This is a genomic window from Dickeya fangzhongdai, assembly GCF_002812485.1.
GTDB lineage: Bacteria > Pseudomonadota > Gammaproteobacteria > Enterobacterales > Enterobacteriaceae > Dickeya > Dickeya fangzhongdai.
In genome coordinates, this window is record NZ_CP025003.1 from 2095639 (window position 1) to 2115855 (window position 20217).

Here is a 20217-nt window from a genome sequence, read left to right on the forward strand (position 1 = left end):
AACCTGTTGTGCTGTGACCTCGATCAGTCCCCGCATGTGTCTGGGTATTTTCAGCATATTCCCTCGGCTAGAGTGTCGAATGCAAAGCCCCGTGGTGATAGGGCCAATGCAATGTACTGGTTTCTATCGGTTTTCACCGGATAGCGCCATTTTAGGAAGTGCTGTAACAGGAATCAACAAATGTCTGTATAAATAAACAGTACTAGGCGTTAATCACTCGTAGCCCTTTTGCGCCGTCTGCGGCCATCGCCTTACCGGTGGCGGCGGTTTCAACAAACTCACCCCACCAGCACATCAGTACCTTGCGTTGCTCCAGATAGGTGGAACGGTTGTAAGCGCGGCGCACTTCATTGGTGTCAACGTGAGCTAGCGCGGCTTCGATGACGTCCGGCGGGAAGCCTGCTTCGTTGGCGGCGGTACTGAAGATAGCGCGCAAACCGTGGGACACCAGCACGCCTTTGTAGCCCATGCGACGCAATGCGGCGTTAGCGGTTTGGCTGTTCATCGGCTGTTTCGGGTCTTTAGCGGAAGGGAACAGATATTCCCGGTGGCCGCTGATTGGCTTCATTGCGTCCAGAATGGCTAACGCTTGTGGGGGCAGGGGAATGACGTGCTCACGGCGCATCTTCATGCGGCCAGCCGGGATTGTCCAGGTGCTATTCGTAAGGTCTATCTCGCTCCAGCGGGTTTCTGCGGCTTCAGCCGGGCGGGCGACGGTCAGCAATTGCCATTCAATCAATAACCGGGTTTGTAGCTCAATGCTGGCGACCGATAGCGTTTTCATCAGGCCAGGTAATGCCTCTGGTCGGATGGTCGGCATATGGGTTTTCACCGGCGTCTGAAACGCTTTGCGGATCTTCGCCGCCGGGTTAGCCGGTATCAGGCCGGAGTTAACGGCATAGTCCATCACTTCGTTAATACGCTGGCTAACCCGTTTAACGGTTTCCAGTTTGCCGCTGGCCTGTATCGGTTCCAGCGCGGTGATGAAATGGCGGGCGGTAAGCTGGCTAATGGGCTGGTTTTCGATGAACGGGAACACGTATTTTTCCAATGAGCGCCAGATATCTTTGATGGTGTTCTCGGCCAGAGGTTGAGATTTTTTCACTTCATACCAGTCGGCGGCGACTTTGGCGAACGTGTTCTGGTTGATGGCCTGTTCTTGTTCGCGCTGCTGTTGCTGGTGGAATTGCGGATCGATGCCTTTTTCTAAAAGTGCTTTGGCTGCTTCGCGCATTTGGCGGGCGTCGGCCAAAGAGAGCGCTGGATAACTGCCAAAGGTGAGCGTAGTCCGCTTTTTGGTCTGTGGATGGTAATAGCGAAAGCGCCAGGTTTTTGTACCAGATGGTTTGACGAACAGCAGCAACCCGCCGCCGTCATGCAATGACAATTCTTTATCCGTCGCTTTGGCGGCTTTGACTTCCGTGTTGGTGAGGGGCTTTGCCTGAATTGCCATGATCGTTACCTTTGGGACTGCGGTTTTATGGGACTATGCCGATTTAGTCCCAAATGTAGTCCCAAAGTTTCCGGCTGTAAACGGGGTATCCCGGCAGATAACAGGCAACAAAAAACCCGCAAACTCAGAGAGGATGCGGGTTTCTGTGGGGTTTCCGTCAGTAACCGGTACTTACGGAAGTAGTATTTGGTCGGCACGAGAGGATTTGAACCTCCGACCCCCGACACCCCATGACGGTGCGCTACCAGGCTGCGCTACGTGCCGATGCTATGGGCCGCTATACTACCGTTTCCTGACCCGATTGCAATAGCCGCCCCGAACGACTGCTTTAGATTTAGGCAGTTAGTTGGCAATAAATCGCCGTTCGGTCGTCAGCACCTGCAAGAGCAGCCCCAGCTGGGGTTTTTCGTTTGGCAATAGCCGACCGCTGGCGTCGTAAGCACGGTAGTTGCCGTTGCGTCCCAACACAATAACCTGCTGTGGCGTGATGATGGTCAGCGCATTGTTGTCCCCGTTGAGCAGCCAGTTGGTGCGGCGCTCGGCGCTGAACAGGTCCTCACCCTGAGAGTAATCCTCGGTTGCGGTTTTCACATGCAGCAGACGCTGCATCAGCGTGGTCATCACGTCTTTCGGGTCGGTCATTTTGCTGATGGTCTGCGCCGGGGTATCCGGCCAGTGCACGACCAGCGGCACCTGACGATGTTCGCGGTTCATCGGCGACGGGTCGTCGTCTTTGAGACGCTCGGCGCTGCTTTGCTCGGCAGTAATCACCACCACCGTTTTGTCGAGCAGGTTCTTCTCGCGCAGCGTAGTGATGATGCGATCGATCTGTTCATCAATGCTGGCGGTGCCCTGACGATAACGGCGCTGTTGGTCGTTGGCCGAAACCGGGCGGCCGTTGCTGCTAAGCTCACTGTGGTTGAATTCGATAAACGAGAACCACGGAGAGCGTGCATCGGTATTGTTATCCAGCCATTTGGTCCACTGGGTGGTAATGGCCTCATCGCTCTGCGGCTGTGCCGGCGGCAGCGAAAAGTCGGACAACAACGCCTGACGGTAAAGCGGGCTGCTGAATCCGCTGGCCGAGAACAGGCCGAACTGGTAGCCCTGCTGGCTCAGTGCGTTGATCAGCGCCGACGGTTTGCTGCTGCCCAGCACGCCATCCATGTAGGTGGTGGAGATGCCATAAAACAGGTTGAACAGACCGCCATCCTGCTGGGTTCCGGCGCTGAAATGGTTGCTGAAGCGTACGTTTGCTTCGGCGAAGCGCGCCAGATTAGGCATGGAGCGGGGCGTATCCTGATCCGGTACGCTGTCCATCACCACCAGCAGCAGGTTGTAGCCGCTGCCGGCGTCGCGGAAGCTGATGTCGCTGAGCGGGTATTCCACCGATACCGCGTCGGGGTTGCCCTGCAACGCCAGACGACGTTCATACTCCTGCGCGTTGAGCAGGCCGTGTTTTTCCAGGAAACGACGCGCCGTCATCGGGTAGGAGAGCGGCAGATTGGCGCGCTGCATGGTAATCGGCCGGTAGAAGTTGGCGTCCGCCCAGATGTACATCAGGTGAGACAGGCAAAACGCGACGATGAATACCGCCGCCAGCGGCTTGGCGAAATGGCGGCGACCCAGACTGCGTAACTTCTGCCAGCACCAGGTGCCGAACAGCATCTCTACCATGAAGATCACCGGCACGCTGATAAACAGCAACTGCCAGTCGCGCACCATCTCGCTTTGATCCGGGTTGGTCACCAGATCCCAGACGGTCATGTTCAGATGCAAATGGAAGCGGCCGAACACCGCGGCATCGACAATCAGCAGCGTCTGCCCGGTGGTGGCGAGCGCGGCGGACAGGAAGCGCAGCAAGCGCTGCGACATCACAATAAATGTCAGCGGGAAAATGATCAGCAGGTAGGCTGAAAAACCGATAAAGCTGAAATGTCCCAGCCAACTTACCAGCGAATAGACTCGCCCGGCCAGCGACGACGGCCAGTCGGCAACGAACAGATAGCGGCTACCCAGCCCCAGCGCGAGCAGAATGTTGAACAGGGCGAACCAGTGCCCCCAGCTGATCATCTGGGAGACTTTTTCACGGTAGCGCGGACGGTTGGTTACCATAAACGGGCCGGTATCAGTGGATGTCGTTGGTTTTTATGGACGCCTGCAACGCGTCGGCAAACGAGCCAGCCAGCGCTTCGCGTTGTTTCGGATTAGCGATGCTGGTATTGAGCAGATTGGTGACCATGTTGCCGAGCACCATCAGTGCGAGATCGGTCGGGGTGTGGTGCTTTTCCAGCACATTGACCAGATCAGACAGCAGCTGTTCGATTTGCTCGTCACTGTAACGGGATGATTGTGGCATAAAATCGTGTATCTCAGGTGATGAAAGGCAAATATATTACCGTATAGGGGCGTGGTTTTCCGCACTTTTATCAATGATGATCGTCAGAACCGGGATGCTTTGAGTTGCATGCCGAAACGTCAGGTGCTTGAATACGCGCCTTACTAGAAGGAGAGTTTACCATGAGTCTGGATATCGACCAGATTGCCCTGCACCAGTTGATCAAGCGCGACGAGCAGTCACTGGATATGGTGCTGCGGGATTCGCTGTTGACCGTGAACGGTGCGGTCAGCGATATGATGGCGGAACTGCACCGCGTTTACAGCGCCAAAAGCAAGGCGTACGGCCTGTTTAATGAAGAGAGCGAACTGGCGACGGCATTGCGTTCCTGTCGCAAGGGCGATGATGACTTTCTGGCATTCTCCCGCGCCGCCACCGGCCGGTTACGTGATGAACTGGCCAAATACCCGTTCGCCGAAGGCGGCGTGGTGCTGTTCTGTCAGTATCGCTACCTGGCGGTGGAGTACCTGCTGATTGCGGTGCTGAACAGCTGCAACAGCCTGCGGGTCAACGAACAGCTGGATATCAGCAGTACCCATTATCTGGACATCCACCATGCGGATATCGTGGCGCGCATCGACCTGACCGAATGGGAAACCAGCCCGGAGTCGACCCGCTACCTGACCTTCCTCAAAGGCCGTGTCGGCCGCAAAGTATCTGATTTTTTCATGGATTTTCTGGCTGCGGCGGAAGGGCTGGATACCAAAGCGCAGAACAAGGGGCTGCTAAAGGCGGTGGATGACTATTGCGCCGACGCCGAACTGGACAAGAACGAGCGTCAGCAATACCGTCAGCAAGTGTACAGTTACTGCAACGAGCAGTTGCAGGCGGGCGAAGAGATTGAACTGGAAGCGCTGTCGAACGAGTTGCCGCCGCTGGGCGACAAGACGTTTCAGGCGTTCACGGCCGAGCAGGGCTATGAGCTGGAAGAGAGTTTTCCGGCGGATCGCGGCACGCTGCGCCAGTTGACCAAGTTCGCCGGCAGCGGCGGCGGGCTTAGCATCAATTTTGACGCGCTGTTGCTGGGCGAACGCATTTTCTGGGATGCGGCTACCGATACCCTGACCATCAAAGGCACGCCGCCTAATCTTCGCGATCAATTACAGCGCCGGCTTGGCGGCGGCGAGCGCTGATTTTTTTTCTTCGGCCCGTTTTCCGCCGTGTGCGGCGAGCGGCGCGTTCAGGCAGGGGCTATCCCTGCCTGTAAACCGGTTTGGCAGCGCTTGCCCGCTGTTTTATGATGGGCATTCGACTGCTTGTGTTGTGAGATTCCCGTGCGTTCGACCTTTGACATGTTGCTGGCGGTGTACGACCGTGCGGCATTGATGCTTATTTGCCTGTTTTTCCTGACGCGAACCCGTCATTTCCGCCAGTTGCTTCAGCAGGACGAGCATTCCCGCTTTGACCTGGCCGTGGTCACCGCTATTTTTTCTCTGTTCGCGCTGTTTAGCACCTGGTCCGGTATCAATGTGGAAGGTTCGCTGGTCAACGTAAGGGTGGTGGCGGTGATGTCCGGCGGTATCCTGTTTGGGCCGTGGGTCGGCATCACCACCGGGGTCATCGCCGGTGTGCACCGCTATCTGATCGATATTCATGGCATTACCTCGATACCTTGTCTGATCACCAGTATTGTGGCCGGGTTTATGTCCGCCTGGATTCACCGGCGTATTCCGCGCGATCGCCACTGGAGCGTGGGCATTGCCGGCGGCATGCTGTGCGAGTCGCTGACCATGTTGCTGGTGGTGCTGTGGGCGCGGCCGTTCTCGCTGGGGCTGGATATCGTCGCCCACATCGCTATTCCGATGATTCTGGGGGCGGTCAGCATTGGCCTGATTGTGCTGCTGGTGCGCAGCGTGGAAGGGGAAAAGGAGGCGATTGCCGCCCAACAGGCCAAACTGGCGCTGGATATCGCCAACAAAACGCTACCTCTATTCCGCCATATCAATAGCCAGTCATTGAGTACGGTATGCGATATTATCCGCCGTGACATCGATGCCGACGCGGTGGCGATCACCAATACTTCGCAGGTACTGGCCTACGTTGGGGTAGGGGAGGAGAATTACCACAGCGGCGATCGCGATCTCAGCCCGACCACCCAACTGGCGTTAAAGAGCGGGAAGATCATCATCAAAAATAACGATGAGGCCTACCGTACCCCGGAAATTCATTCGATGATCGTGATTCCGCTGCGGGAAAAGGGCGAAGTGACCGGCACGCTCAAGATCTATTACCGGCGGGCGCATCGTATCACCTGGTCGCTGAAAGAGATGGCGATCGGGCTGTCGCAGATCATTTCCACCCAGCTTGAAGTCTCGCGGGCCGAACAATTGCGCGATATGGCCAACCGGGCCGAATTGCGGGCGCTGCAAAGTAAAATCAACCCGCATTTCCTGTTTAATGCGCTTAATGCCATTTCCACCTCTATCCGGCTGAACCCGGATACGGCGCGTCAGCTGATTATCAATTTGTCGCGTTATCTGCGCTATAACCTGGAGCGCAATGACGAGGAACTGATTGATATCAAAAGCGAGCTTTATCAGGTCAAGGATTACATCGCCATTGAGCAGGCCCGTTTCGGCGACAAGCTGACGGTGATTTACGACATTGATGAAGAAGTCAGTTGCCATATTCCCAGCCTGTTGATTCAGCCGCTGATTGAAAACGCGATTGTGCACGGCATCCGGCCTTGTAAAGGCAAAGGCGTGGTGACGCTGAGTATTCAGGAGCAAGGGGAACGCATTCGGGTGGCGGTTCGGGATACCGGCAGCGGCATCAGTGATGAGGTGATCGCCCGCGTCGAGCGCAATGAACTGCCGGGCAACAAGATTGGCCTGCTCAATGTGCATCACCGGATTAAACTGCTGTATGGTGAGGGGCTGCGGATTCGCCGGCTCAACCCCGGCACGGAAATTGAATTTTTTATCACCCGGGACAACGTCAACCGTTCGGACAGTATGGTGGCGTTTCCCTCGTGAACGGGGCTGGCGGTAGGAGAAAAGCGTGAAAGCGATCATTGTCGAAGATGAATTTCTGGCGCAGCAGGAGCTGAGCTGGCTGATTAAACAACACAGTCAGATCGAGGTCGACGCCGTGTTTGACGATGGCCTCGATGTGCTGAAATACCTGCAGGATAACCGGGTGGATGTGATCTTCCTTGATATCAACATTCCATCGCTGGATGGGGTGATGCTGGCGAAAAACATCAGCCAGTTTGCCCATAAGCCATTGATCGTCTTCATCACCGCGTATAAAAATCATGCGGTGGAGGCGTTTGAACTGGAAGCGTTCGACTATATCCTCAAGCCCTACCATGAAACCCGCATTGTCGGCATGCTGCAAAAACTTGAGGCGGCCTGGCAGCAACAGCAGTTGCCTACCCATGCCGGCGGCGATAACCGCCCGGCGCCGATGACCATCAATCTGGTCAAAGATAAACGGATTATCGTCACCAATATTCACGATATCTATTACGCCGAATCCCACGAAAAACTGACCTTTGTCTATACCCGGCGTGACGAGTTCGTGATGTCGATGAACATCACCGAGTTTTGTAGCCGGTTGCCGGAAGCCTATTTTTTCCGGTGTCATCGTTCGTACTGCGTCAACCTGAGCAAGATCCGCGAGATCGAACCCTGGTTCAACAACACCTATATTCTCAAACTGAGCGACCTGGATTTTCAGGTACCGGTCAGCCGCAGCAAAGTGCGGGAGTTTCGCCAACTGATGCGGCTGTAACAACAAATAGGCCAGGCATGAAATGTCTTCAATGTCATTGATACCGTCCTGGATGCATTTCATTCCCTGATTCATGCCGTTCATGCCCTTATTAACCCCGTGGATTTAGCCCCTCTTTATACTGGTGCCATTCGGCAGGCTCCGGCCTGCTTTATCTTCACATCAGAAAAATTAAGGGGACCGGCATGAACAGTAAACCGGCAAATCGCGGCGTTATTATTGCAGGGACTATCCTCGCCCAAATGGGGCTGGGGACCATTTACACCTGGAGTCTTTACAACCAACCGCTGGTCGACAAATTCGACTGGCCGCTCAGTTCGGTGGCTACCACCTTTTCTCTAACCAGCTTTTTCCTGGCGTTCGCCACGCTGTTTGCCGGGCGCATTCAGGAGCGCATCGGTATCCGTAAACTGACGCTGATCGCCGGTCTGGTGCTGGGTACGGCGCTGATGGCTGCCTCTATGGTGTCATCGTTGTCGATGCTGTGGCTGCTGGTGGGCGTGGTGGTCGGGTTTGCCGACGGCGCGGCGTACATCACCACCTTGTCCAATCTGATTAAATGGTTCCCGAATCGCAAGGGCGTTATCGCCGGGATTTCAGTCGGCGCGTACGGTACCGGCAGCCTGGTGTTCAAATACATCAACAGCGCGTTGCTGGCGCAGGTCGGCGTGTCTCAGACCTTCTTCTGGTGGGGCGCGATGGCGCTGCTGATGATCACCGGCGGCGCCATGCTGCTGAAGGATGCGCCGGTGCAGCCGGCTCAGACGGCCGTTAACGGCGGCAACGTCAACTTTACCGTTAGTGAAATGCTGCGTCGTAAAGAAGCCTGGCTGCTGTTTGTGGTGTTCTTCACCTCCTGCATGAGCGGTTTGTACCTGATTGGCATCGCGAAGGATATCGGCGTGAAAATGGCTGGGCTGGATGCGGTGACCGCTGCCAGCGTGGTATCGGCGATTGCTATCTGCAACACCGCCGGGCGTCTTATCCTCGGTTATCTGTCCGACAAAGTGGGCCGCCTGCGGGTGCTGAACTTTACGCTGCTGGTGACCGCGCTGGCGGTGACGGTAATGGCGCTCCTGCCGCTTAACGGCATGACGTTCTTCCTGTGTACCGGTGCGGTGGCCTTCTGTTTCGGCGGCAATATCACCGTGTATCCAGCGATTGTGGCGGATTTCTTTGGCCTGAAGCATCACAGTAAAAACTACGGGCTGATTTATCAGGGATTTGGTCTGGGCCCGTTGGCTGGCTCCTTTATCGCCGCTGCGTTGGGCGGATTCCACAGTACCTTTATCGCCATTGCGCTGTTGTCGGTGGTGTCGCTGGTGATTACCCTGTTCATCCAGCCGCCGAAAGCGCCGCACGAGCAGGATGCGCCCTTGGTCGCACAGGGCAGCCACGCCTGATAAACCTCGCACTCTTCGTGTAGCCAAACGCCACTGCCATCATGCGGTGGCTTTTTTTTTGCGGGAGAGATAGCAATGGTAACGATTGGATGAGACGACAGAAAATCTAAGGAAGAGAGAAAAACAAAAACGCCGCAACATGTGCGGCGTTTTTGCTGGCTCGTCGAAGACGTTATGCGTGATTAAACGCGAACGAAGTCGATGTGAGTCAGTTTCGGCTTGAACGGGTGACGCTGAACAGCCTGGATTTTTACTTTGGTTTCTTTGCCATCGACAACCAGGACGATTTCACCGTACAGGCCTTCGCTGTTACGATCTTCCAGGTTTTTGACGATATCGTGGTCCAGTTCGATGGAAACCGGTGCTTCGCTGCCGCCGTAAACGATGGCGGGGAATTTACCGGTAGTGCGCAGGCGGCGGCTCGCACCCTTACCCTGCTCTTTACGTACTTCTGCGTTGATAGTAATCATTGCTTTCTCTACTTGATAAAATGAACCTGTTACAGGCGACCCAGCAACAGGCGGGATAATCATGCTTGTCATTCAAATAACGATGCTGTTATTCGAAATAAAAGCGGGCGAGATTCTAGCGGAATATGGCGGCGCGGGCAAATAAAACCGCCGCAAATTAGCCGCGTAGCTCATGGGCGCGGCGATAACGGCCCTGATAATCGAAGATTTTTTCCCGCACCTGCCAGAATTTGCCCTGCATACGGGCCACCACAAAATCCGGCGCACGCAATAGCGCCTGCTGCGCGACGACATCGTCAGCACGCTGCCAGTGGAAGGGAACGCCGGGCGCGCGCTGGTGCGCTCGCAGAAAAACATGCGTAAAGGCGTTGCGCTGGGCGGCGGTGTGCAGCCGAAAACGTTCGCTGACGTCGGCGCCGTCTTCATCGTAGTAGGTGATGCGCAGCCATTCGCCTTTGGCGTCGGCGCCGTGTTGCAGGTTCATGCCGCTGCAACGCAGCACCAACGCGTCTTTCAGTTTTAGCGCGGCTTTCAGCATGTCGTCCGGATCGACCAGCACCGCTTCGCACGTCTGACAGCGTCGGGCGGCGATATCGTTTTCCGCACCGCAATGCGGGCAGCTTTTGAAACGGAAGCGGTAATCGCATTGTTGCCTCCGCCCTTGTTCGTCCGCCTGCCAGCCCTGACAACGGCGGCCATAATGCTCAATCACGGTGCCGTCATCGGTGCATTTTCCCCAGAACAGGTTGGCGAAGCCGCACTGTGGGCAGAACACCTGTACCGGCTGGCTGTCGCTGTGCGGTTTGCTGTGGCCGACTTCGGGCGTGTAGAGGTCGAATGGGTTGCCGGCGTAGTCCAGAATCAGGCAGTCGGTTTTGCCGGGAAACAGGCGCAAACCGCGGCCGACTATCTGCTGATAGAGGCTGACGGATTCCGTCGGGCGCAAAATGGCGATCACATCGACGTGCGGCGCATCAAAGCCGGTAGTCAGCACCGACACGTTGACCAGATAGCGCAGCTGTTGCTGTTTGAAGGCGGTGATCAACGCATCCCGCTGCGGTGCGGGCGTTTCGCCGCTGATCAACGCCGCTTCGCCGACCGGCAGCAGCCCTTCGACTTCCCGTGCGTGTTCAACCGTGGCGGCGAAAATCATCACGCCCCGTCGGTTAGCGGCGTACTCCGTAATCTGGCGGACGATGTGTGGTGTGACCCGTTGCTGACGCTTCAGTTCCCGGTTCAGCTCCACATCGCTGAACGATCCATTATTGAACGATCCGTTATTGAACAGCCCGTTGCTGCGCGCCGCCAGTTGGCTGAAATCGTACTGCACCACCGGCATGTCCAGACGCTCCGGCGGCACCAGAAAACCATGTCGGATCATGTAGCGCAGCGGCAACTCGTAGATGCAGTCGCGGAACAGGCAGCTGTCGTCGCCGCGGATCATGCCGTGATAGTGGTACTGATAGATCCAGCCCCGGCCGAGGCGATAAGGGGTAGCGGTTAATCCCAGTAGCCGCAACTGGGGATTGGCCTGCTGCAAATGCTGGATGATTTGCTGGTACTGGCTGTTTTCATCGTCGCTAATCCGGTGACATTCATCGACGATCAGCAGCGAGAAGGCGTCATCAAATTTGTCGGGGTGGCGCGCCACCGATTGCACGCTGCCAAACACCACCTTGCCTTCGCTGTCGCGCTGGTTGAGCCCGGCGGCGAAAATGTCCGCCTGCAGCCCCAGCGCGCAATATTTGGCGTGATTCTGCTCCACCAGTTCCCTGACATGCGCCAGCACCAATACCCGGCCGCGCGCCAGCCGCGCCAGCTCGGCGATCACCAGGCTTTTGCCGGCGCCGGTGGGTAAAACGATGACCGCCGGGGCGGTATGCTGACGAAAATAGGCAAGGGTAGCGTCAACCGCTTCTTGCTGGTACGGGCGCAGTGTAAATGACATCAGTGGCGGCAGATTTTACTTTCATGGGTGGTAAACCCGTTATCTTGCGGAATGAATTTGCCTTTGTCAGCCAGAAATTGCACCAGCCCGGCGGCGGTCATGTCGGCGGCGGAGCAGGTATGAAAACGGGCGTCGCGGCCAAAACGCGCCTCAATGGCGGCGATCAGTTCATCAGTGGTAAAGGATCTGTTGGCGGCCACCATCATATGTAATACTTCATGGCCGTGAATCGATGACATAATAGGGCTCCTGATAATTATCGGGCGATGAAATGCCGCCAATACGGCGAAACGTCGCGGTATACTCTCCCTTTCCTGCCCGGTGACGAGCAGGGTGGAAGAACAGTAAAGTTGCTTTTATTATGCTTTTTTAAACGGCGCAGAAGGGCGGTTTACATCAATATCCGATGTGAAAGCCGACGCCTTTTCCTATCAGGTGGCGGTCAGCGCCATGACTGACCGGCAATTCGTGACGACCATAGGCAGTATTCATTAATGCGATTGGATAAATTTCTTTCCCAACAGTTGGGGATCAGCCGTTCGCTGATAGCGCGCGAACTGCGTGCGCAGCGTGTAACGGTAAATGGCGAGGTGGTGAAAAACGGCGCGTTCAAACTGTTGCCGGACCATGAAGTGGCGTTTGACGACAATGTGCTTGAACAGCAGAACGGGCCGCGTTATTTCATGCTCAATAAGCCGCAGGGGTATGTGTGTTCAACCGACGACCCCGACCATCCGACGATTTTATATTTTATCGATGAACCGGTGGCGCACAAGCTGCACGCCGCCGGCCGGCTGGATATCGATACCAGCGGTCTGGTGCTGCTGACCGACGACGGCCAGTGGTCGCATCGCATTACTTCGCCGAAGCACCATTGCGAAAAAACCTATCTGGTGACGCTGGAACAGCCGCTGGCGCCAGACACCGCGGAGCATTTTCAGGCCGGCGTGCAATTACACGGCGAGAAGGACCTTACCCGCCCGGCGACGCTGGAGCCGATTTCTGAGCACCAGGTGCGGTTGACCATCAGCGAAGGTCGCTACCATCAGGTAAAACGCATGTTTGCCGCGGTTGGCAACCATGTCGTGGCATTGCATCGTGAACGCATCGGCGCGATTGCGCTGGATGACGCGCTGGAGCCCGGCGAATATCGGCCGCTGACGCCGGAAGAGGTGGCCAGCATCGGGCAATAGTCGCAAGACCGTCGGCTATCGCTTTGTTCTTTGTTAAGTCCTTTTGTCCGCCGCCGTCAGGTGGCGGGAAACCGTCGTCTACCTGGAGAACCGCTTTTCGTGCAACCACAATCATCCTCGCGCGTCGGTCTGATTTTTATTCTGGGGTTGATATCGATGCTGATGCCAATCGCCATCGATATGTATTTACCGGCGCTGCCGGTGATCGCAAAAGAGTTTTCGGTCGATCCGGGTCGGGTGCAGATGACCCTCAGCTCCTATGTGCTCGGTTTTGCCATCGGTCAGGTTTTTTACGGCCCGATGTCGGACAGCATCGGCCGTAAGCCGGTTATTCTGGGCGGCGTGCTGATTTTTACTCTGGCCGCTGCCGCCTGCGCGCTGTCGCAAACGGTCGACCAGTTGATTCATATGCGTTTCCTGCACGGCTTGTCGGCCGCGTCGGCCAACGTGGTGATCAACGCGCTGATGCGGGACATGTTTTCGAAGGATGAATTCTCGCGCATGATGTCGTTCGTGATCCTGGTGATGACGGTGGCGCCGCTGCTGGCGCCGATCATCGGCGGCGCATTGCTGTTCTGGCTCAGCTGGCACGCGATCTTTTGGACTATCGCCGCCGCGTCGCTGGTGGCGACAGTGCTGGTGTGGCTGTTTATCCGAGAAACCCTACCGGCGGAGCGACGGCAGCGTTTCCATTTGCGTACCACGCTGGGGAACTTTTTGCTGTTGGTTCGCCATCGTCGCGTCTTCAGCTATATGTTTGCCAGCGGACTGTCGTTTTCCGGCATGTTTGCCTTTCTGAGCGCCGGGCCGTTTGTGTATATCGACCTTAATGGCGTGTCGCCCCAGCATTTTGGCTACTATTTTGCGCTGAACATCGTGTTCCTGTTCCTGATGACATTGCTCAACAGCCGTATCGTGTCGCGTATGGGGGCGATGTTTATGTTCCGGCTGGGGCTGATTATCCAGTTTGTGATGGGGATATGGCTGGTGGTGGTCAGCTGCTTCGATTTAGGGTTTATCCCGCTGGTGATCGGCGTCGCGGCATTCGTGGGCTGTGTCGCCACGGTGGCGTCCAACGCGATGGCGGTGATTCTCGACGATTTCCCCCATATGGCCGGAACGGCGTCTTCGCTGGCCGGCACCATGCGCTTTGGGTTGGGCTCGCTGGTAGGAACGTTATTGTCGCTGGCGACGTTCCAGAGCGTATGGCCGATGGTGGGCGCGATGGCGTTCTGCTCGGCAGGCGCATTCGGCTTATTTCTGTACGCGGGTCGGCGTTAAGACGTCTCTTCTGTTCTCCTCTTTCCTGCTTCTGCTGCCGGCAACCCGCCGGCAGCGCCCCGCTTATTGTTCCTAAAATGTGAAAATATTGAATCGAAAGTGAACGATTTGAAGAAAATGATTGAGATATCGGGAATAAAAGGTTACATATAGCGCAAAACCAGTCAAAATCGTGATCTCGTTAACGTTTTGAACGGTTACCAATCTGAGCGCCATGCTTCTGGGACGGGCTCATCATGAAAATATGTTGCTTTTTTGTATCCTGATGGTGAGAAAAGAAGGGTGCATAGCAAAAAATTTTGCTGGGTTATGTTATAATTTTGTGAATTTTAAAGCAGCTTAGCTGAGGAAGACCGCTGTGAATACTCTCCAACTTTCGGTAGTTCATCGCTTGCCGCAAAGTTACCGCTGGTTATCCGGTTTTACTGGCATCAAAGTTGAACCGATTCCGCTTTGCAGCATGGATGACGACAGTTATCTGATTGGTTTTAAACTGCTCAGCCACGACGGCGAAGAGGCCCGCCAGATTATGCGCCACCTCAACCAATCACTGGATGATATCCAGCTGCAGTGCGCAATAGTGGAGTGGGAGGGCGAGCCATGCCTGTTCCTGCATCGCCAGGACGAGAGCGCCGCCATGTGCCGCCTGAAAGACGTCGGCGTGGCGATCGCCGAATCCGTCTGCGCTCAATATCCTTTCTGAAGCGGCAGCATCGGTAACGATGCTGCTGTAACGCCTTTCCCCATGCTTTCCCGAACGGGCCAATAGTCAGGCCGAGAGTTGCAGCAACTGCCGGGTATAATCCTGCTGTGGATGCTCAAACAGTTGCCGACACTCGCCTTGCTCCACCACTTCGCCATGCCGCAGCACAATAACCTGATGACACAATGCACGCACCACGTGCAGATCGTGGCTGATGAACAGGTAGGCCAACTGGTGGGTCTGCTGCAGGGTTTTCAACAGCGTCAGAATCTGCGCCTGTACCGTGCGATCGAGCGATGAGGTCGGTTCATCAAGAATCAGGAGTTCCGGTTGCAGGATCAACGCCCGGGCGATGGCGATACGCTGGCGCTGACCGCCGGAAAACTCTGACGGATAGCGATGGCGGCTGTCCGGGTCCAGCCCGACTTCCTGCATGGCCTGGATCACCCGCTGCGTCTGTTCCGCCGGGCTTAACTGGTGATGCACCCGCAGCCCTTCCGCGATAATCTGTTCTACATTCAGGCGGGGATTCAGCGAACCGTTTGGATCCTGAAACACCACCTGAATGCGACGACGTACCGGCAGCATCTGCTTACGGTTAAAATGGTGCAGCGGCTGGCCGTCGAACCAGATCTCGCCACGGCTGCGCAGCAGCCGCAGCAACGCCAGCCCGGTGGTGCTCTTGCCGGAACCGGATTCGCCCACCAGCCCGATGCTTTCTCCGCGGCGCAGGCTAAAGCTGAGCACTTGCAGCACCGATTTTTCTCCCACGGTACGACGTAACAGGCCACGTCGGATGGGGAAGCTGACGCCCAGATCCCGAACATCCAGCAGCGTCGCGGCGGTCTGTTCCAGCGGCAAGGCTTCCCCTGCCGGCTCGGCATCCAGCAACTGCCGGGTATACGGATGCTGCGGCGCACTGAACAGCTCGCGGGTTTGGTTCTGCTCCACGCAACGTCCGGCCTGCATCACCGCCACCCGGTCCGCCAGCCGACGCACAATGTTCAGGTTGTGGGTAATGAACAGCAGCCCCATGTTCAGCTCCTGTTTCAGCTCGTTGAGCAGATCCAGAATTTGCGCCTGTACGGTGACGTCCAGCGCGGTGGTTGGCTCGTCGGCAATCAGCAGGGCGGGTTGCGTCAGCAATGCCATTGCGATCATCACCCGCTGGCGTTCGCCGCCGGAAAGCTGGTGGGGAAAGTCCGCCAGTCGCCGCGCCGCCTGACGAATACCGACGCGTTCAAGACAGCCGACGATTTCGCCCCGCGCGGCGTCGTGGCGCATGCCCCGGTGCAGCGAGAGAACTTCCGCCAATTGCTTTTCGATGGTGTGCAGCGGGTTGAGGGACACCATCGGTTCCTGAAAGATCATGGCAATCCGGTCGCCGCGAATCTGGCGCAGCCGCTGCTCGCTGGCGTTCAGCAATGATTCGCCGGCAAACAGAATGTCACCGTGCGGGTAGACCACCGGCGGCGAGGGCAACAAACGCAGCACCGACAGCGCGGTCACGCTTTTGCCTGAGCCGGACTCGCCGACCAGCGCCAGCGTTTCTCCGGCCTCAATGCTCAGCGAGACCTGATCGACCACCTGTCGCTGCTGGCCGCCGTTGCGAAACGCAATGCTCAGGTCCCGGATTTCAAGTAAAGGTTGTGCGGACATATCAATGCGCCTTGCTAGGGTCAAAAGCGTCGCGAACCGCTTCGCCGATAAAGATAAGCAGTGACAGTACTACCGCCAGCACCATGAAGACCGTGATGCCAAGCCACGGCGCCTGCAGGTTGTTTTTCCCTTCCAGCAACAACCCGCCGAGCGAAGCGGACCCCATCGGCAGACCAAAGCCCAGAAAGTCGAGCGAGGTCAGGGTAGTGATGGAGCCGCAGAGAATGAACGGCAGGTAGGTGAGGGTGGCGACCATGGCGTTGGGCAGCATGCAGCGAAACATGATGGCGCGATCGCTGACGCCCATCGCCTGCGCCGCGCGGATATAGTCGAAATTGCGGGTACGCAGGAATTCCGCCCGCACTACGCCGACCAGCGCCATCCAGCCAAACAGCACGGTAATGCCCAGCAACCACCAGAAATTCGGTTGGATCACGCTGGAGAGCAGGATAATCAAGAACAGCGTCGGCATCCCGGACCAGACTTCGATAAGGCGCTGTCCCCACAGGTCCACACGCCCGCCGTAATACCCCTGAGATGCGCCCACTACGATGCCGATCAGGCTGGACAGCAACGTCAGCGCCAGCCCGAATAGAATGGAAATGCGAAAGCCATACAACACCTGCGCCAGCACGTCGCGCCCCTGACTGTCGGTGCCGAGCAGATTCTGGCGCGACGGCGGCGACGGAAACGCGCGTTGGGTGGCGTAGTTGATGGTGTCGTAGCGGTAGTGAATCAGCGGCCACAGCGTCCAGCCGCTTTGCTCCAGCCGCTGTTCCAGCCAGGGATCGCGATAATCCGCCGGCGTCGCCAACTGGCCGCCGAAGGTGGTTTCACTGTAATCCACCATAAACGGCGCGTACCACTGCCCCTGGTAGCGCACCAGCAGCGGTCTGTCGTTGGCGACCAGCTCCGAACACAGGGTAACGACAAATAACACCAGAAAAATCCACAGCGACCAGTAGCCGCGACGATTAGCGCGAAAGCGCGCCCAACGCGCCTGATTAATGGGGCTTAGACGGCTCATTGGCGCTCCTCGAAATCGATACGCGGGTCAACCAGCGTATAGGTCATGTCGCTGAGAATGTTCAGCAGCAGGCCGATGAGGGTGAAAATGTACAGGGTGCCGAACATCACCGGGTAATCGCGCTGCAGGGTGGCGTCGTATCCCAGCAGTCCAAGACCGTTGAGGGAGAACATCACCTCGATCAGCAGCGAGCCGGTAAAAAACATGCTGATGAACGTGGCGGGGAAACCGGCGATCACCAACAGCATGGCGTTGCGAAATACGTGGCGATAGAGAATTCGTTTTTCATCCAGCCCTTTGGCGCGGGCGGTGACCACGTACTGCTTGCGGATTTCATCCAGAAACGAGTTTTTGGTCAGCATGGTCAGCGTGGCGAAACCGCCAATCACCATCGCCAGCACCGGTAGCGCAATGTGCCACAGATAGTCGATAACCTTGTCAAACCAGGACAGACTGTCAAAATGCGGCGACACCAGCCCGCGCAGCGGGAACCAGTCGAGATAACCGCCGCCGGCGAACAGCACGATCAGCAGAATCGCGAACAGGAACGCCGGGATAGCGTAGCCGACGATAATCAGCGTGCTGCTCCAGACGTCAAAGGCTGAGCCGTTGCGCACCGCTTTTTTGATGCCGAGCGGAATGGAGACCAGATAAATGATCAGCGTGCTCCACAGCCCGAGGGATATCGATACCGGCATACTCTCTTTAATCAGGGCAATGACCGACGAGCCGCGAAACAGGCTGTTGCCGAAGTCAAACCGCACGTAATCCCAGATCAATTTGAAATAGCGTTCGTGCAGTGGTTTATCGAAGCCGTAACGTTTGGTGATTTCCGCGATGATTTCCGGATCCAGCCCGCGAGCGCCGCGATAGGTGTTTTCCACCGACGGCTTGCCGCCGCCCGGCCCGCGCGCCAGCCCGCCGCCGTCCCCGCCGGCGCTAAAACCGCTGCCCTGGCCCATTTCAATCGAGGCGATGGCCTGATCGACCGGGCCGCCCGGCGCGACCTGCACAATAAAAAAGTTGATGGTGATGATTGCCCACAGCGTGGGGATCACCAGCAATAGTCGACGTAACAGGTAAGTTCCCACATCGGCTCCTTATCGACGCGCTGCCGGCAGGGTGGCCGCTTTATCAGCGTCATACCACCAGCTGTCGATACCCAGCGTATAGGCCGGGCGGGTTGCAGGCATGGCAAATTTGTTCCAGTAAGCGAAACGGTCGTGATTGGAATACCACATCGGTATGGCGAACTGGTTCCAGGTCAGCACTCTGTCCAGCGCCGGTCCCAGCGACAATAGCGCCGGTTTGTCGCCCTGATGGCGAATGATGTTGTCGATCAGCTGGTCGATGGCGGCGTCCTGTACCCCCGGCGAGTTATAGGAGGAATTGATATAGCCGGAACTCCAACTGATGGCGAGGTCCGAGCTGGGGTAGGGCATCGCCGGGTACAGCTTCGGGATCATGTCGAAATCGCGCTTGCGAAATCGGTTGTTGAACTGCGGGCTATCGACGCTGCGTACTTCCATGCGGATACCCAGTCGCGCCAGACTATGCTGGAGCGGCAGCACATAGATGGAGTTGGCGGCGCTCGGCAGCAGCAGTTCGAAACGGAAAGGCTGACCGGTTTGTTTATTCACCAGCACCTGATTTTTCAGTTCCCAACCCGCCTGTTGCAGCAGTTGCAGCGCCTTAAGCAGGCCGGCGCGGTCGTAACCGCTACCGTCGGAGCCTTCCGGCCGGTATGCCGGGCCGAAGACGTCGGCGGGGATCTTGTCTTTCAGCGGCGTTAGCCAGGCCAGTTCGTCCGCCGATGGCGTTCCCTGCGCCGCGTACTCGGTGTTCTGGAAAAAGCTGTTGGGGCGCTGATAGCTATTAAAAAACAGCGCCTTGTTCATCCAGTTGAAGTCAAAGGCCAGCGCCAGCGCCTGACGCACCCGACGATCGCTAAACTGCGGCCGCTGGATGTTAAACACCAGCCAGCGGGTATCCTGCGCCGCCCGATTGGTTTCATCTTTCTTGCGAATGTAGCCGCGGGCGAAATTGCCGCCTTCGTACTGGGTCGCCCAGTGCTTGGGTGAACCCTCTATGCGCAGATCAAACGCGCCGGCCTTGAAGGCTTCCAACGCTACGCTGTCGTCCAGATAGTAGTCATAACGCAGTTGGTCGAAGTTGTAGCGGCCGCGATTGACCGGCAGGTCGGCAGCCCAGTAGTCGGTCACGCGCGAATAAATCACGTACTGGCCCATGCGGTAATCGGTAATGCGATAGGGGCCGCTGGCCAGCGGCGGGGTGTTCAGCGGGTCGCTTAGTTTGTGGTCGCGCCAGAATTTCTCCGGCATGACCGGCAAGGTCAGCATCCCCAGCATCTTTTCCTTGTCTGGTTCAGGGAAAGTAAAGCGGACCGTGTGCGGGGTGACTGCTTTGACTTCGGCGCCTTTGTAGTACAGACGGAACTGCGGCACGCCCTGCGTCATGAACATATTGAAGGTGAACGCCACGTCGGCGGCGGTAATCGGTGAGCCGTCGTGAAAACGCGCGGCGGGATTCATCTCCACTTCAATCCAGCTGTAATCGCTGGCGTAACGGGCGGTAAGCGCAATCAACGGGTAGTAACTGGCGGGTTCGTCTTCCGAACTGACGTAAAGGGCGTCGTACAGGCTTTCGGTGCGGGCGGCGGCCAGACCGCGCAAGGCGAAGCGGTTAAAGTTATCGAAGGTGCCCAGCGCGCTGAGTGTGGCTTTGCCGCCTTTGGGGGCCGATGGATTGGTGTAATCGTAGTGGGTAAAGCCCTGCCGGTATTTTGGTTCGCCCAGCGTGGCGAACGCATAAGCCTGTTGTGTGGTCGGTTCCGCATAGGCCAGCCAGGTGCAGGCAGACAGCAAAACGGCGATAAGTGCACGTGTAAACATCGAAATGGCGGACTCCTGATAACCTCATGTTTCTC

17 protein-coding genes and 1 tRNA gene are annotated in these 20217 nt (G+C 57.0%); 7 read left to right on the forward strand and 11 right to left on the reverse strand.

Annotated features, from left to right (window positions below):
• Nucleotides 1–202 precede the first annotated feature (202 nt).
• The 4 genes from CVE23_RS09500 to CVE23_RS09515 form a co-directional block, all read right to left on the reverse strand.
• The gene (locus tag CVE23_RS09500; protein WP_100849410.1) at nt 203–1453 is read right to left on the reverse strand and encodes an integrase domain-containing protein; all 1251 of its coding nucleotides are present in this window, start codon (nt 1451–1453) and stop codon (nt 203–205) included.
• A 187-nt stretch (nt 1454–1640) separates the two neighbouring features.
• Nucleotides 1641–1717, reverse strand: a tRNA-Pro gene (locus CVE23_RS09505).
• A gap of 78 nt (nt 1718–1795) precedes the next feature.
• Nucleotides 1796–3568, reverse strand: coding sequence for an LPS biosynthesis-modulating metalloenzyme YejM (gene yejM / locus CVE23_RS09510; protein ID WP_100849411.1), 1773 nt, complete (start codon nt 3566–3568; stop codon nt 1796–1798).
• Nucleotides 3569–3581: 13 nt separating this feature from the next.
• A complete protein-coding gene (locus CVE23_RS09515) occupies nt 3582–3812 on the reverse strand; it encodes a YejL family protein (RefSeq protein ID WP_013317597.1) in 231 nt (76 codons plus the stop codon).
• 161 nt (nt 3813–3973) lie between these two features.
• On the opposite strand from CVE23_RS09515, the gene yejK reads away from it, so the two are divergent.
• The 4 genes from yejK to CVE23_RS09535 all read left to right on the forward strand — a co-directional run bounded on the left by yejK (nt 3974) and on the right by CVE23_RS09535 (nt 8989).
• Complete coding sequence (gene yejK / locus CVE23_RS09520; protein WP_100849412.1) at nt 3974–4984, forward strand: nucleoid-associated protein YejK; 1011 nt, start codon at nt 3974–3976, stop codon at nt 4982–4984.
• 141 nt (nt 4985–5125) lie between these two features.
• Nucleotides 5126–6826: a sensor histidine kinase gene (locus tag CVE23_RS09525; protein WP_038918786.1), complete on the forward strand. Its 1701-nt coding sequence runs from the start codon at nt 5126–5128 to the stop codon at nt 6824–6826.
• 25 nt (nt 6827–6851) lie between these two features.
• Complete coding sequence (locus tag CVE23_RS09530; RefSeq protein WP_038659577.1) at nt 6852–7586, forward strand: LytR/AlgR family response regulator transcription factor; 735 nt, start codon at nt 6852–6854, stop codon at nt 7584–7586.
• Nucleotides 7587–7771: 185 nt separating this feature from the next.
• On the forward strand, nt 7772–8989 hold the full coding sequence (locus CVE23_RS09535; protein ID WP_100849413.1) for an L-lactate MFS transporter: 1218 nt from the start codon (nt 7772–7774) through the stop codon (nt 8987–8989).
• Between the two features lie 182 nt (nt 8990–9171).
• Here the strand turns inward: CVE23_RS09535 and rplY are convergent, their stop codons facing one another.
• From rplY to CVE23_RS09550, 3 genes are all read right to left on the reverse strand, one after another.
• On the reverse strand, nt 9172–9459 hold the full coding sequence (rplY, locus tag CVE23_RS09540) for a 50S ribosomal protein L25 (protein ID WP_038918788.1): 288 nt from the start codon (nt 9457–9459) through the stop codon (nt 9172–9174).
• 157 nt (nt 9460–9616) lie between these two features.
• Complete coding sequence (gene radD / locus CVE23_RS09545; RefSeq protein ID WP_100849414.1) at nt 9617–11407, reverse strand: DNA repair helicase RadD; 1791 nt, start codon at nt 11405–11407, stop codon at nt 9617–9619.
• Nucleotides 11407–11646: a YecH family metal-binding protein gene (locus CVE23_RS09550; protein WP_013317604.1), complete on the reverse strand. Its 240-nt coding sequence runs from the start codon at nt 11644–11646 to the stop codon at nt 11407–11409. Before CVE23_RS09550 ends, radD begins: the two co-directional genes overlap by 1 nt.
• A 255-nt stretch (nt 11647–11901) precedes the next feature.
• Between CVE23_RS09550 and rsuA the strand changes: the two genes are divergently transcribed.
• From rsuA to CVE23_RS09570, 3 genes are all read left to right on the forward strand, one after another.
• Complete coding sequence (gene rsuA / locus CVE23_RS09555) at nt 11902–12600, forward strand: 16S rRNA pseudouridine(516) synthase RsuA (protein WP_042859590.1); 699 nt, start codon at nt 11902–11904, stop codon at nt 12598–12600.
• Nucleotides 12601–12756: 156 nt separating this feature from the next.
• Entirely contained in the window at nt 12757–13881 is a 1125-nt protein-coding gene (locus CVE23_RS09560) for a Bcr/CflA family multidrug efflux MFS transporter (RefSeq protein ID WP_237431766.1), read from the forward strand.
• A gap of 358 nt (nt 13882–14239) precedes the next feature.
• The gene (locus tag CVE23_RS09570) at nt 14240–14584 is read left to right on the forward strand and encodes a YejG family protein (RefSeq protein ID WP_038918792.1); all 345 of its coding nucleotides are present in this window, start codon (nt 14240–14242) and stop codon (nt 14582–14584) included.
• A 66-nt stretch (nt 14585–14650) separates the two neighbouring features.
• On the opposite strand, the gene yejF is transcribed toward CVE23_RS09570, so the two are convergent.
• From yejF to CVE23_RS09590, 4 genes are read right to left on the reverse strand one after another with little or no spacing between them, the layout of a single operon-like run.
• On the reverse strand, nt 14651–16243 hold the full coding sequence (gene yejF / locus CVE23_RS09575; RefSeq protein WP_100849415.1) for a microcin C ABC transporter ATP-binding protein YejF: 1593 nt from the start codon (nt 16241–16243) through the stop codon (nt 14651–14653).
• Nucleotide 16244: 1 nt separating this feature from the next.
• Nucleotides 16245–17270: an ABC transporter permease gene (locus tag CVE23_RS09580; RefSeq protein ID WP_038918795.1), complete on the reverse strand. Its 1026-nt coding sequence runs from the start codon at nt 17268–17270 to the stop codon at nt 16245–16247.
• Nucleotides 17267–18361: a microcin C ABC transporter permease YejB gene (locus CVE23_RS09585; protein WP_038918796.1), complete on the reverse strand. Its 1095-nt coding sequence runs from the start codon at nt 18359–18361 to the stop codon at nt 17267–17269. The genes CVE23_RS09580 and CVE23_RS09585 overlap by 4 nt, the downstream gene beginning before the upstream one ends.
• A gap of 9 nt (nt 18362–18370) precedes the next feature.
• Complete coding sequence (locus CVE23_RS09590) at nt 18371–20182, reverse strand: extracellular solute-binding protein (protein ID WP_100849416.1); 1812 nt, start codon at nt 20180–20182, stop codon at nt 18371–18373.
• Nucleotides 20183–20217 lie beyond the last annotated feature (35 nt).

Bases quoted from the DNA above. Each gene is read 5' to 3' on its own strand.
- yejM (WP_100849411.1), bottom strand. From the start codon at position 3,568: ATGGTAACCAACCGTCCGCGCTACCGTGAAAAAGTCTCCCAGATGATC.
- yejF (WP_100849415.1), bottom strand. From the start codon at position 16,243: ATGTCCGCACAACCTTTACTTGAAATCCGGGACCTGAGCATTGCGTTT.
- CVE23_RS09500 (WP_100849410.1), bottom strand. From the start codon at position 1,453: ATGGCAATTCAGGCAAAGCCCCTCACCAACACGGAAGTCAAAGCCGCC.
- rplY (WP_038918788.1), bottom strand. From the start codon at position 9,459: ATGATTACTATCAACGCAGAAGTACGTAAAGAGCAGGGTAAGGGTGCG.
- yejK (WP_100849412.1), top strand. From the start codon at position 3,974: ATGAGTCTGGATATCGACCAGATTGCCCTGCACCAGTTGATCAAGCGC.
- CVE23_RS09560 (WP_237431766.1), top strand. From the start codon at position 12,757: ATGCTGATGCCAATCGCCATCGATATGTATTTACCGGCGCTGCCGGTG.
- CVE23_RS09590 (WP_100849416.1), bottom strand. From the start codon at position 20,182: ATGTTTACACGTGCACTTATCGCCGTTTTGCTGTCTGCCTGCACCTGG.
- CVE23_RS09535 (WP_100849413.1), top strand. From the start codon at position 7,772: ATGAACAGTAAACCGGCAAATCGCGGCGTTATTATTGCAGGGACTATC.
- rsuA (WP_042859590.1), top strand. From the start codon at position 11,902: ATGCGATTGGATAAATTTCTTTCCCAACAGTTGGGGATCAGCCGTTCG.
- CVE23_RS09515 (WP_013317597.1), bottom strand. From the start codon at position 3,812: ATGCCACAATCATCCCGTTACAGTGACGAGCAAATCGAACAGCTGCTG.
- CVE23_RS09580 (WP_038918795.1), bottom strand. From the start codon at position 17,270: ATGAGCCGTCTAAGCCCCATTAATCAGGCGCGTTGGGCGCGCTTTCGC.
- radD (WP_100849414.1), bottom strand. From the start codon at position 11,407: ATGTCATTTACACTGCGCCCGTACCAGCAAGAAGCGGTTGACGCTACC.
- CVE23_RS09550 (WP_013317604.1), bottom strand. From the start codon at position 11,646: ATGTCATCGATTCACGGCCATGAAGTATTACATATGATGGTGGCCGCC.